Consider the following 12,321-nt stretch of genomic DNA (forward strand, 5'->3'; position numbering starts at 1 on the left):
ATGTGTCTTAATGCTTCATTTTGGAATGATAAATATGAAACCAATCAAATAGGTTGGGATTTAAAAGGTCCATCAACTCCGTTGGAAAAATACATTGATCAATTAGATGATAAAAATATCAAAATTTTGATACCTGGTTGTGGTAACGCTTATGAAGCTGAATATCTTCTAAAAAAAGGTTTTACCAACATTACTTTAATCGATATTTCTGATGTCTTAGTGAAAGATTTACAAGAAAAATTTAAAAACAATCCAGAAATTAAAATTTATAATCAAGATTTTTTTACCTACAATGATTCATTTGACTTAGTATTGGAACAAACATTTTTTTGTGCGTTAGATCCATCGTTAAGGCCTGATTACGTTTTAAAAATGAAAGAAATTGTAAAACCTACAGGAAAATTAGTCGGCGTATTATTTAATAAGATATTTGGTAATCCATTTCCACCATTCGGAGGCACGAAGGAAGAATATATTACCTTATTTTCAGATCAATTTGAAATCAAAGTTTTAGATGATTGTTATAATTCTATCAAACCACGATTAGGATCTGAACTTTTTATTCATTTCAAACCTAAGTTATAACTATTTTATTTTCAATTAAAATAAGGTTTTTATATCTCACTATAAATGCTTTTGTAACATAACTTACAAATCACTAATAATTAAATTCGTAATTTTACACTTATAAAATAAATAAAGATGAAAGTTGAACAAATATATACTGGATGTTTAGCTCAAGGAGCATATTATATAGAAAGTAACGGAGAAGTTGCTATTATAGATCCCCTGAGAGAAACCCAATCTTATGTTGATCAAGCAGAAAAAAACGGTGCAAAAATTAAATATATTTTTGAAACACATTTTCATGCAGATTTCGTTTCTGGTCACATCGATTTAGCTCAAAAAACGGGTGCAACTATCGTATATGGTCCAACAGCAACACCTGCTTTCGATGCGCATATTGCTACTGATGGTGAAGTTTTTCAGTTAGGAAATATTACAATTACTGCAATCCATACGCCTGGACATACAATGGAATCTACAACCTATTTATTGAAAGATGAAAATGGTGTAGACAAAATGATTTTTACCGGAGATACTTTATTTATTGGTGATGTTGGTCGTCCAGATTTAGCACAAAAATTAGATTCAGAATTAACGCAAGAAATATTAGCTGGCTATTTATTTGATTCTTTACGCAATAAAATTATGCCTCTTGCAGACGATGTAATCGTTTATCCTGCGCATGGAGCTGGATCGGCTTGTGGTAAAAATATGAGTAAAGAAACTTTTGATACCTTAGGACATCAAAAAGAAGTAAATTATGCATTAAATCCAAACATGACAAAAGAAGAATTCATTAAAGAATTAACTTCAGGATTAATGCCTCCTCCATTCTATTTCCCAGAAAACGTAATGTTAAACAAAAGTGGATACGAATCTTTAGATGTTGTAAAAGCAAGAGGTTCTCGTGCTTTATCTCCAAATGAATTTGTTCAGGTTGCTGAAGAAACTGGAGCATTAATTTTAGATGTTCGTGATCCTCAAACATTCGCATCTGGATTTATTCCAGGATCAATCAGTATTGGTATCAAAGGACAATTTGCTCCTTGGGTTGGAACTTTAATTACAGATATTAAACAACCAATTTTAATCGTTGCTGAAGAAGGTGTAGAACAAGAAGCTATAACTCGTTTAGCTCGTGTTGGATACGACAATACCATCGGATATTTACAAGGTGGTTTTGAAGCTTGGGTTGAAGCTAAAAAAGATTTTGATGAAATTGTATCTGTTTCTCCAGAAGAATTTGTTGAATTAGTTGACGAAACTGAATTAAAAGTTTTAGACGTTCGTAAACCAGGAGAATTTGCTGCAGGTCATGTTGAAGGTGCAATTACTGCTCCATTAGATTTCATCAACGAATCAATGAAATTAATTGATCCAGAAGAAACATATTTAGTTCATTGTGCTGGTGGATACCGTTCAATGATATTTGCTTCGATTTTACGTGCTCGTGGTTACGAAAACTTAATTGATGTAGCAGGTGGTTTTGGAAAAATAAAAGATGTTGAAGGGGTAAAATTAGTTGAAGGAACAACAGCTTGTTCGGCTCAATCAAATTCTTGTTCTTCTAAATAAGAAATTATAAAATTCTAAATAATATAAAAGCATCTTGAAAAATCAAGATGCTTTTTTTATGAATTAATGTTGATGAAATTTTTAAATTTTATAGAATGTAAACATTTCTAATTTGAGTTGTTTTTATTCTTTTGTTCAATCCAAAGCGACATATATTTTGTACTTTGATTGCTATGATGTTGTAAAATTTGTCCGTAAAAATTTTGTTGTCTGTGCGTATCTAAATTCTCTTGGATATCCTTTATATATTCCCAAAATTGATTCTTGATTTCTTCATCTCCATAATTAGTATTCAAAATCTTAACACCATTATGTTGAGCCGATTTCCAAAGTTCTTTATTTTGATATAAATTGATTGCTTTATTAGCAAAATCTTCGTCAGAAAAAGTAATAAATCCATTCCAATCTAATCCGTTTTGCATTGCTTCTGCTCCAACTTTTGTTGTCACATTTGGTGTTCCCGTTTGCATAGCATCTATAAATTTCCCTTTAACTCCAGCACCAAACTGAATTGGAGCTAACAAGACTTTATAACCAGCCATCGTTTGTTGGGCATCTTCGGCACGACCTTTAATAAAAAATCGTTCTTTCGAATTATGTAACTGATTTACTTTTTGCGATGCATACGCACCATAAATATGAAGTTCGGCTTTGGGTAAAGCTTTCTTAATTAACGGCCAAATTCTGTTTTTTAGAACTTGTACACAATTCCAATTTGGTTCATGAATAAAATTACCAATAAACATAAAATGCTCTCGATCCTCGAAAGAGTTCCATGATGAAATTTTAGCTGAAGAAATTTCATTTTCTATAAATGGTAAATAATACAATAAGCTAGGATTGATGTTGAATTGATTAATCAATAAATCTTTTTCTTCTGAAGAAATTAATAACGTAATATCCGAACGTAAAATAGATGCAATTTCACGCTTTGCATGATCTGTGTATAAAAGTTGATTAGAAAATTCAACGCCTTTTTTTACAGCTTCTTGTCTTGCATAACGTAAAAAATGTAAATCTTCCGTATCTAAAATCTTTATAGCCTGTGGACATTCTATTGAAACTCGCCAACCGTATTGTTCCTCGACCATATAACGATCAAACATTACATAATCGGGATTTAAATCTTTTACAAATGCATTAAAACTTTCGTTGTTTAATTGAATTTCAACTTCTTTTACATTTTTAGATTGAAGTGGATAACTGAAGTCCGATTTTGTAGCTGCGCAAGCAAAAGTTATTTCGTAATTTTTTGATTGAAACAAATCAATCAATTGTAACATTCTTGTTCCTGCGGCAGACGATGTTGGTTCAGGCCAAACTAATCCTATTATCAGCATTTTCTTCATGCTACAAAATTAAACTTTCTCTGTCTTTATTCAGAATATTAATTAATGTAGATAGCTTATCGTCTATTTTAATGTAATTTTGTAGCCTAAAATTATATCAATGTCTTATCAAACTGAATTTGAAGAGTTCTACGAACAAGTAAAATCAAGTATCCAAAGCGGAACTTTTGCTAAACTTACAATGGCCAAAACAATTGGTGATACTGATTTAAAAAACATTTTTGTTCGCTTACGTCTTTTAGAAGATAATTCGTACGATTTTGCTTTTACGTTCCGTTATAAAACTGAAGAAGTTGAACGTTTTCATAGTATCGAACAGACATTTTTGATTTTAAGTTCATACATCAGAAATCCATTTCAAAGTGCTTTATTGTTTACAACTGAAAAAGATTTAGTTTTTAAAGTAAATAAAAAAGGTGCTGGAAGTTTAACTGAACAATTACCAACTTTTAAACACGCTTCTGACGTCATGTTAGAAATGGTTGAGAAAAAAATTGTTTAAATCAATTCATCGTATTTCGTTTATCTAAATATTTTAAAGTAATAATAATTAGTATATCTTTAAAATCACAAAACTGAAACATGAAAAAATTATATACTTTACTAACCATCGCGTTATTCTCTACAACAGCATTAGCACAGATTAACAAGTCTGGAAATATGGTTACTGTACAACCTCAATTTAAAACTGACACACCTTATAATTATCAATTAACAATGAAAAAATTGGTACAAGAAGGCGAAGAAGTTGTAACTGAGATTGAACAACATATTCCTATTAAGTTGACTATGTATAGTGTAGGTGAAGGTTTTAATTTATTCGAATGGGAAAGTCAGCCGATGTTATTTTTTAAAAATAATGAAGAAGGTAAAACTTATACTTTTCCTACCGAAAATATAAAAATTAACTATCGTACAGACGAAAATTACGTTTTGGGTGAAGTAAGTAATTATGATGAAGTTATACAAGATTATGTTACTGCTTATCAAAAAATGTACGAAGATGAAACTACGAATTACGAAGATTTAGCATCTAAATCATCTTTATATTTTGTACAAATGATCCATATGTTTTTTGGGCAAGAATTTAGTACAAAAGACAAAGAACAAATGATGAATTTATTTTTCAACCCTATGAAAAATACATTTTCTGCGGCTGAAGATGAAATCGTTTATACTGAAAATGACGGAATTTCAGGATTTAACTTTACACAAAAGTATAGTACTGAAATGGAAGATAATTCTGTAAAAATGATGAATCATAAAACTGTTGATTCTTACAGAAGTAAACAAACAGGGACAGATTACGAAATGAAAGCTTGGGGAAATCAATCTTTTAATCCTACAGGATTAGTTAATCAAATAGAACGTGTTGTACAAGTAAAACAAAATGGTAAAATCATTCAATTTGTTTACACTTTAACAAATATCTAAATTAGAATGGTTAAACATTCTTAACCAATTTTATATTCTATAACGAAAGTTCTATTTTTGCAAAAGTTTAAAAAATATCATTGATGTTAGGATTAAAATTATTAACGGATCCTCGTTGGGCCGATATTGCTGAAAGAAATTTAGAAGAAATATTAACAGATCATGCTTGGTGCGAGCAAAAAGCTGCGACTAATGCAATTACAATGATTGCTTATAATTCAGAACATGATGAATTTATTCAAGTAATGTCTGATATTGCCATTGAAGAAATGCAACATTTTAAAATGGTTGTAGAAATTATTCAGCAACGTGGTTATACTTTAGGTCGTGAACGTAAAGATGATTATGTAGGTCAATTAATGAAATTTTGTAAAAAAGATGGTTCTCGAAATATGGCTTTTATTGATCGTTTGTTATTTGCAGCGATGATTGAAGCTAGAAGTTGTGAGCGTTTCCGCGTTTTATCACAAAATATAAACGACGAAGAATTATCAAAATTTTATTACGATTTAATGGTTTCTGAGGCAAATCATTATACCACTTTCTTAAACTTTGCACGTAAATTATCTACAGATGTAGATGTAGATAAACGTTGGAATGAATGGTTAACTTTCGAAGGAGAATTGATTCAATCATACGGTAACAAAGAAGCAATTCACGGATAATAATTTCGTGATTAAAATATTAAAAATGAGTTCAAATTAATTTGAACTCATTTTTTTTATAATTATCATTTGGAAAGTTAATTCAAAATCTCATCAATTTTATGTGATCCTGAAAGTTATTCAAAATGACCAAAATTTATCGAAGAATTAACCAAATCCAATCAATACCATACATCAATTAATTTTCGGAACGGTAGTTGTAAATTTGTCCTATAAAAATTAGATGCTATGGAATTAGGAATCGGAATGTTCGGAGATGTTCGTATCGACGAAAAAACAGGATATATTCAATCACCACAACAAAGACTTGCAGAAATTATTGAAGAAGTTAAATTGATGGACGAAGTTGGATTAGATTTCTTCGGAATTGGAGAACATCATAGACCAGATTATGCTGTTTCATCACCAGAAATTGTTTTAGCTGCTGCAGCTACAGTTACTAAAAATATAAAATTAGGAAGTGCTGTTTCTGTCATTAGTTCAACTGATCCTGTAAAATTATTTCAAGATTTTTCTATGGTTGATAATTTATCAAACGGACGAGTTGAGTTGATGGCTGGCCGAGGTTCTTTTATCGAATCATTTCCTTTATATGGTTATGATTTAAAAGATTACGAAGCGCTATTTGATGAAAAATTAAAATTATTAATTACTTTAAATAATAACGAAAAAATCAATTGGAGAGGTAATTTTAGAATGCCAATTCATAACCAAACTATTTATCCTCGTCCAGTGCAAGAGCAAATTCCGATGTGGATAGCTGTTGGTGGAACAACATCGTCTGTTATACGAGCAGGAAAATTAGGTTTACCAATTATGTTTGCGATTATTGGAGGAGATCCAGCTCATTTTATGCCTTTGTTCGAAGTGTATAAACAAGCTTATTTGGACAACGGACACGATGAAGCTAAGATGCAAATTGGTGTACACATGCACTCTTTCTTTGGTGATGACAACCAGAAAATTGCTGATGAATATTTCCCAATCTATGCAGCTCAAATGGATCGAATCGGAAAATCTAGAAATTGGCCTCCTTACAAAAGAGATCAATATGATTTTGGACGCAGCGAAAACGGTAATTTAGTCGTTGGTGATGCTGATCTTGCAATTGATCGAATCTTAAAATATCAAGATATGTTTGGTTTAACTCGTTTTTCAGCTCATATGGATGTCGGAGCACCTAGACATACAGATATGTTGAAAGCGATCGAGATTTTCGGAACTAAAGTCGCTCCAAAAGTTAAAGAAGCTTTAAAATAATATTAAATCTAGCTATAGATGATAAAGATTTCCTTTTGTAAAGGGAATCTTTTCTATTTTAGACGGTCAATGCATTGTGATGAAAAAATTAGTAGTATTATTTACCTTAGCTTTTACAGTATTTTCTCAAGCTCAAGATAATGATTTTAGAAATTGGGGAACAGTAAATATTAATCAAAAAATTGATGAGAAATTTAACTTTTCATCTGATATTCAGTACAGAACTTACGAAGATTTAGATCAGCTAAATCAATTGTTATTAAGAGGTGGCGTTGGGTATAATTTGACGGAAAATAATAACAATTTATTACTTGGTTATGCATTTGTACATACTAGAATTCCAGTTTTAGATGACGATTATACCACTTTTAATGAACATCGCATCTACCAACAATTTAATACCAAACATGGAATTAATAAAGTTGGATTGAATCATCGTTTTAGATTTGAGGAACGTTTGATGAATGATGATATTTACTTCCGATTTAGATATCAATTAACAGCTACAATTCCTCTTAATAAACCTACACTTCAAAAAGATGCTTGGTTTATTAAAGCATCAAACGAATTGTTTTTAAATGCAATTAAACAAAATAATTTTGATCGTAATCGACTTAATGTAAATGTAGGTTATGTATTATCGCCAACCTTCACTGTTGAAGCCGGTTTCATGAAGCAACATGTGCAACATCAGCAAACAAATCATTTACAAGTTGGATTAACAATTAATAACCCGATAATAAAAAAGCCAAGTTAAAACTTGGCTTTTGCTATTTAATGAGCTGATACAGCTTTTAATCCAACGATAGAACCTATTAGCGTAATTATAAAAAATATTCTCCAAAAAGTCGCTGGTTCTTTAAATATAAAAATCCCAACTAAAACCGTTCCTACAGCGCCAATTCCTGTCCAAACAGCGTATGCAGTTCCAAGTGGTAATGTTTCTGTAGCTTTCATTAATAAAAACATACTTGCCACCAAACACAATAAAAAACCACCGTACCAAGCGTACATTTCATTTCCGATAGATTCTTTAGCTTTTCCTAAACAAGAAGTAAAACCTACTTCAAAAAGTCCTGCGATAATTAAGATTATCCAATTCATTTTCTAATTATTTTTCACAAATTTACAATGCTTTTAAAAACTAAAATTTTACATATGTTAAATTTTTGCACGAATTCTACTCAATGAAACTTGAGTAATTCCGAGATATGATGCAATGTACTTTAAAGGAATACGCTGAACAATTTCAGGATATGTTTCAATTAATTTTAAATATCTAGCAGTTGCGGATAATGATAACCTGTCGATGAAACGTGATTCTGTGTAATATGCAAACTTATCGGCTAACACGCGACCAAAATTAGCCAATTCTAAATTAGATTCATACAAGTGTTTCAAATCCTCTGTGTTTAATTCATATAAGATTGAATCTTCCAACAACTCGATATATTCGTAAGATGGTTTTTGATGTAAATAACCATCAAAAGAAAGTAAATAATCCTTTTCTAAAAATAAGATATACGAAACTTCATTACCATCATCATCAACAACATAAACTCTGGCACTTCCCTTCGCTATAAAATAAAATTTTGGTTCGTATTGTTTTGGATCAAATACAATGGTCTTTTTTGGCATTTCAACCATTTTAACCAATGCTACTATTTTCTGAAAAGCCTGCTCAGATATTGGATAATAATGACGAATTATTTCTCGAAGTGAATACATTTCCGATTGTTAGGTTTATGAATGACAATTTACGATTTTATGGAAAAAATAAAAACCCACTCGTTTGAGTGGGTTTTTTATTAAATATTTTGATTAAATATATTTGCTGCAAAAATTTGAAATTCGGAATAGTTAAAATTTTTGTTTTTATTTAAATAAATTAAATTTTCTTTTTCCATCTTATCTAAACAATTTTTTATATCTTCTTCAGTAATTTTCAAATCCTTAAACGTTTTATTTGAAAATAATGATTTAGCTACAATAGAATCTTTTTAAGATAATACTGACTTCAGATATCTGTGAATTGTTTCTGCTGGAAAATTATGGATAATTTCATTACTGTCATTTTTCTTTTTTGATTTCAAAATATATGATTGTTTCAAATTTGGAAAAAAAATTAACAATAAATATTTAAAATTTTTAAGAAATTCAAAAAGTGTATTTGAATCCTTAAATAAGTTAAAATTTGTTTCGATATTTTCTTTGATATTTTTTATTTTTAATATTAAACTTTTAAAATTACTGTATAAAATCCCTGTCCATTCCCAAAAAAGAATAGATAATAAGATAACTAAAGCGATAAAAATTATCGCTCTAGTTCTATATTTTAATATGGATTTTTAATTAAGACTCACAAGAAGAACAAGAAACTAAATTAGTTACTAATTCTTTTGATACCGACTGAGAACGTTGGTAGTATAATGTTTTAACACCTAATTGCCACGCTTCAATCATTAAGCGATTCACATCTTTAACAGGTAAATCAGCAGGTATATTTAAGTTTAAAGATTGCGATTGATCTACGAATTTTTGACGAATTGCAGCTTGTTGTACAATCTCTAATTGAGATAATTCTTTAAATGTTTTGAAAACATCTTTTTCCTCTTGCGTTAATTCAGTCATATGTTGTACAGAACCTCCGTTCAACATAATTCCTCTCCAAACATCCTCGTTATCTAACCCTTTTTCGCGTAATAACTTAGTTAAGTATTTATTTTTACGCATAAAGTTTCCTTTCGATAAACCAGCTTTAAAATAATTAGAAGCAAATGGTTCGATTCCTGGAGAAGTTTGACCTAAAATAGCAGAAGATGATGTTGTAGGCGCAATAGCTAAAGTTGTTGTATTACGACGTCCGTAACCTTTTAAAACTTCAGGCTCACCGTAAATACGAGCTAATTCTTCAGTCGCACGATCAGCTTTTTCTTGAATATATTTAAAGATTTCAGTTGTACGTAATTTTGCTTCCATACCTTCGAACGGAATCATATAACGTTGTAAATATGAATGCCAACCTAAAACTCCTAAACCTAATGCACGGTGACGTTTCGCAAATCTATTTGCTGATGCTAAGTAATGATTACCTTCTGTTTTCTCGATAAATTCCTGTAAAACGGCATCTAAGAAGAAAATAGCTAATTTAACAGCTTCTGTATCTTTCCATTCGTCATACAATTCTAAATTCATAGAAGATAAACAACAAATAAAAGATTCATTTTCAGAAGATGGTAGCATAATCTCTGAACATAAGTTAGATGCATTAATGCGCATTCCTAAATCTTTATAAACTTGAGGTTTATTTTTATTTACATTGTCAGAGAAGAAAATATATGGAAGTCCTTTTTCTTGACGAGATTCAAGAACTTTAGCCCAAATTTCGCGTTTTTCACGATCACCATCAACCATTTCTTGCATCCAATAATCTGGCACACATACCCCATAAAATAAATTCTGAATTGAACTACCAATCGATTTAATTTTAAGGAATTCTTCAATATCTGGATGATCAATATCTAAATAAGCCGCAAATGCACCACGACGAGTAGAACCTTGCGATACCACATTCATAGCCGAGTTAAATAACTCCATAAAAGAAACAGCACCACTACTCTTTCCATTATCAGTAATTGCAGCACCGCGCTCGCGTAATTCACCAAAATAACCAGAAGTACCTCCACCGATTTTGGTTTGCATGATAACTTCACCTAATTTGTGCGTAATCCCTTCTATACTATCCGGAATATGAACATTGAAACAAGAAATTGGTAACCCACGTTCTGTTCCCATGTTAGCCCAAATTGGAGAAGATAAACTCATCCAACCTCTTTCAATCATTTCTTTAAAAGGTTCTTGTAATTCAGGTTTAAATAAACGTTTTGCAGCAGCAGCTGTAATACGATCAATTGCACCTTCTACAGTTTCTCCTTTTAATAAATATCCTCTATTTAAAATTTGTTCAGATTCTGAATTCTTCCACCATAATTTTGGTGCATGTCCTTCAAAAAAAGTGAATTCATCTAAGTGTGATTGTGGTGTATTATCCATGGTATAAGGGTTAATATAGTTTTCTTGGGTGTTGAATTAATAAGTTTATAAGTTATGAATTTTTGCTTATATAATTATGTTAAAATAAATCGTCTGCCGAGATACTTTTGTCATGCTTTGTATAATCTACAGGACGTTTAGCAAAGAAATCATCTAAAGTATTTGCAAAAACTTCTTCTTCAAACCATGCCATTGGTTTATACTGTTCAGTTGAAATATGAAAAACTTTATTGTAACCAATTTTTTCAATCGCTTCATCTAAACGATGTTTCATGTAATTTAATAAATCATTTTTCGAGTAGTGATTTAATTCACCCGCCTCAAAAATCCAATCTAACATTAAGCTTTCTTGTTCAATGTAGCCTAAGACTGCATTTTCAACCCAATTTTGGTCTAAAGATGCTGGTAATAAACCTTCTTCTTTGATTTTATTTATTAAATAAATTCCCGCATTCGCATGAATTTGTTCATCTACAGAAGTCCAAGCAATAATATTCGCAGTATTTTTCATTAAACCTTCAAAACGAGTAAACGATAAAATATTTGCAAATTTTGAAAATAATGAACTATCCTCAATAACTAAAGCGAAGAACAATAATTTTTCTACAATTGATTTTTCTTCATCTTTTAAAATGCCAGAAACAAAATCGTTATAACTTTTAAAAACTGGATGATTTAAAGCTATTGTAAATTCGTCTAAATAGCCGTTAACTTCTAAAATTCGTGAGTAAGCTTCACTGTGTCTAAATTCACTTTCAGCAAATGTAGCTCCAAGACCATTTAATTCTGGTTTTGGAAAATATTTGTATAAATCACCCCAAAATCCTTTAACACTAACTTCGATTTGAGCAATTGATAAAATTGAACGTTTGTGAATTTCACGTTTTACATCATCTAAGTTAGCTCTGTAATCTTGAATATCCGACGTAAAATCTACTTCACTGTGTACCCAATATGCTTTTTGGATTGCTTCTGTAAATGTTAAAACCTCTGGATATTCAAATGGTTTATAATTGATTCTTTTATCAAAAATAGACATAGTGTTTGGTCTTTAAATATTAGTAATTTCTGTTAACAATTTTTGGTTGAAATGAAATTCAATCGAAATTATAATCATTAAATTTCGTAAATCCTCTCATACAAAGAGATGTGTAATTGCAACTTTTTCAACAACCATTTTCCCAAATTTAGGGTAACATTTTACAATTAAAAATTTTAGAATATTAAAATTAAAAAAGGTTATCAACAAGTTGTTAATTAGCTAAAAAATAACAAGTTATCAAAAAATAAAATTAATGAAATTTATTAAAATTTAACTTTAAATAAGCACTACAACCTACTGAAAATAGGGATTTTAAAGGCATAAAAAAAGGACCAACTTAACGTTGATCCTTGTTTATATAGGTGATAATTTGTTT

The 12,321-nt window shown here is 30.2% G+C and carries 13 protein-coding genes; 7 read left to right on the forward strand and 6 right to left on the reverse strand.

All coding sequences use genetic code 11. The annotated features are described in order from the left end of the window. Together J9309_RS00335 and J9309_RS00340 are read left to right on the forward strand one after the other, a co-directional pair. Entirely contained in the window at positions 1-585 is a 585-nt protein-coding gene (locus J9309_RS00335) for a methyltransferase domain-containing protein (protein WP_230476478.1), read from the forward strand. A gap of 117 nt (positions 586-702) precedes the next feature. Then, on the forward strand, positions 703-2,142 hold the full coding sequence (locus tag J9309_RS00340; RefSeq protein WP_230476479.1) for an MBL fold metallo-hydrolase: 1,440 nt from the start codon (positions 703-705) through the stop codon (positions 2,140-2,142). Positions 2,143-2,249: 107 nt separating this feature from the next. Here J9309_RS00340 and J9309_RS00345 read toward each other — a convergent pair whose 3' ends face one another. Beyond that, on the reverse strand, positions 2,250-3,491 hold the full coding sequence (locus J9309_RS00345; RefSeq protein WP_230476480.1) for a glycosyltransferase: 1,242 nt from the start codon (positions 3,489-3,491) through the stop codon (positions 2,250-2,252). 100 nt (positions 3,492-3,591) lie between these two features. On the opposite strand from J9309_RS00345, the gene J9309_RS00350 reads away from it, so the two are divergent. The 5 genes from J9309_RS00350 to J9309_RS00370 all read left to right on the forward strand — a co-directional run bounded on the left by J9309_RS00350 (position 3,592) and on the right by J9309_RS00370 (position 7,607). Next, positions 3,592-3,993, forward strand: a complete 402-nt coding sequence (locus J9309_RS00350; RefSeq protein ID WP_230476481.1) for a hypothetical protein — start codon at positions 3,592-3,594, stop codon at positions 3,991-3,993. An 80-nt stretch (positions 3,994-4,073) separates the two neighbouring features. Then, positions 4,074-4,925, forward strand: coding sequence for a hypothetical protein (locus tag J9309_RS00355; RefSeq protein WP_230476482.1), 852 nt, complete (start codon positions 4,074-4,076; stop codon positions 4,923-4,925). Positions 4,926-5,008: 83 nt separating this feature from the next. After that, entirely contained in the window at positions 5,009-5,590 is a 582-nt protein-coding gene (gene miaE, locus J9309_RS00360; protein WP_230476483.1) for a tRNA-(ms[2]io[6]A)-hydroxylase, read from the forward strand. Between the two features lie 228 nt (positions 5,591-5,818). After that, positions 5,819-6,850, forward strand: coding sequence for an LLM class flavin-dependent oxidoreductase (locus tag J9309_RS00365; protein ID WP_230476484.1), 1,032 nt, complete (start codon positions 5,819-5,821; stop codon positions 6,848-6,850). A gap of 79 nt (positions 6,851-6,929) precedes the next feature. Beyond that, positions 6,930-7,607, forward strand: coding sequence for a DUF2490 domain-containing protein (locus J9309_RS00370; protein WP_230476485.1), 678 nt, complete (start codon positions 6,930-6,932; stop codon positions 7,605-7,607). A 17-nt stretch (positions 7,608-7,624) separates the two neighbouring features. On the opposite strand, the gene J9309_RS00375 is transcribed toward J9309_RS00370, so the two are convergent. From J9309_RS00375 to J9309_RS00395, 5 genes are all read right to left on the reverse strand, one after another. Further along, positions 7,625-7,954 carry a DMT family transporter gene (locus tag J9309_RS00375; protein ID WP_230476486.1) on the reverse strand — a complete coding sequence of 110 codons (330 nt, stop codon included), beginning with the start codon at positions 7,952-7,954 and terminating at the stop codon, positions 7,625-7,627. 57 nt (positions 7,955-8,011) lie between these two features. Beyond that, a complete protein-coding gene (locus J9309_RS00380; RefSeq protein WP_230476487.1) occupies positions 8,012-8,578 on the reverse strand; it encodes a Crp/Fnr family transcriptional regulator in 567 nt (188 codons plus the stop codon). Between the two features lie 80 nt (positions 8,579-8,658). After that, positions 8,659-8,799 carry a hypothetical protein gene (locus J9309_RS00385; protein WP_230476488.1) on the reverse strand — a complete coding sequence of 47 codons (141 nt, stop codon included), beginning with the start codon at positions 8,797-8,799 and terminating at the stop codon, positions 8,659-8,661. Positions 8,800-9,202: 403 nt separating this feature from the next. Then, positions 9,203-10,903 carry a ribonucleoside-diphosphate reductase subunit alpha gene (locus J9309_RS00390; protein WP_230476489.1) on the reverse strand — a complete coding sequence of 567 codons (1,701 nt, stop codon included), beginning with the start codon at positions 10,901-10,903 and terminating at the stop codon, positions 9,203-9,205. Between the two features lie 79 nt (positions 10,904-10,982). After that, a complete protein-coding gene (locus tag J9309_RS00395) occupies positions 10,983-11,942 on the reverse strand; it encodes a ribonucleotide-diphosphate reductase subunit beta (RefSeq protein WP_230476490.1) in 960 nt (319 codons plus the stop codon). Between the last annotated feature and the right edge of the window lie 379 nt (positions 11,943-12,321).

Origin of the sequence: Faecalibacter bovis (assembly GCF_017948305.1) — a bacterium.
Lineage (GTDB): Bacteria > Bacteroidota > Bacteroidia > Flavobacteriales > Weeksellaceae > Empedobacter > Empedobacter bovis.

What these genes read in the sequence shown, in the direction of transcription:
- J9309_RS00335 (WP_230476478.1), top strand. Translation starts at nt 1, where the DNA reads ATGTGTCTTAATGCTTCATTTTGGAATGATAAATATGAAACCAATCAA.
- J9309_RS00340 (WP_230476479.1), top strand. Translation starts at nt 703, where the DNA reads ATGAAAGTTGAACAAATATATACTGGATGTTTAGCTCAAGGAGCATAT.
- J9309_RS00345 (WP_230476480.1), bottom strand. Translation starts at nt 3,491, where the DNA reads ATGAAGAAAATGCTGATAATAGGATTAGTTTGGCCTGAACCAACATCG.
- J9309_RS00350 (WP_230476481.1), top strand. Translation starts at nt 3,592, where the DNA reads ATGTCTTATCAAACTGAATTTGAAGAGTTCTACGAACAAGTAAAATCA.
- J9309_RS00355 (WP_230476482.1), top strand. Translation starts at nt 4,074, where the DNA reads ATGAAAAAATTATATACTTTACTAACCATCGCGTTATTCTCTACAACA.
- miaE (WP_230476483.1), top strand. Translation starts at nt 5,009, where the DNA reads ATGTTAGGATTAAAATTATTAACGGATCCTCGTTGGGCCGATATTGCT.
- J9309_RS00365 (WP_230476484.1), top strand. Translation starts at nt 5,819, where the DNA reads ATGGAATTAGGAATCGGAATGTTCGGAGATGTTCGTATCGACGAAAAA.
- J9309_RS00370 (WP_230476485.1), top strand. Translation starts at nt 6,930, where the DNA reads ATGAAAAAATTAGTAGTATTATTTACCTTAGCTTTTACAGTATTTTCT.
- J9309_RS00375 (WP_230476486.1), bottom strand. Translation starts at nt 7,954, where the DNA reads ATGAATTGGATAATCTTAATTATCGCAGGACTTTTTGAAGTAGGTTTT.
- J9309_RS00380 (WP_230476487.1), bottom strand. Translation starts at nt 8,578, where the DNA reads ATGTATTCACTTCGAGAAATAATTCGTCATTATTATCCAATATCTGAG.
- J9309_RS00390 (WP_230476489.1), bottom strand. Translation starts at nt 10,903, where the DNA reads ATGGATAATACACCACAATCACACTTAGATGAATTCACTTTTTTTGAA.
- J9309_RS00395 (WP_230476490.1), bottom strand. Translation starts at nt 11,942, where the DNA reads ATGTCTATTTTTGATAAAAGAATCAATTATAAACCATTTGAATATCCA.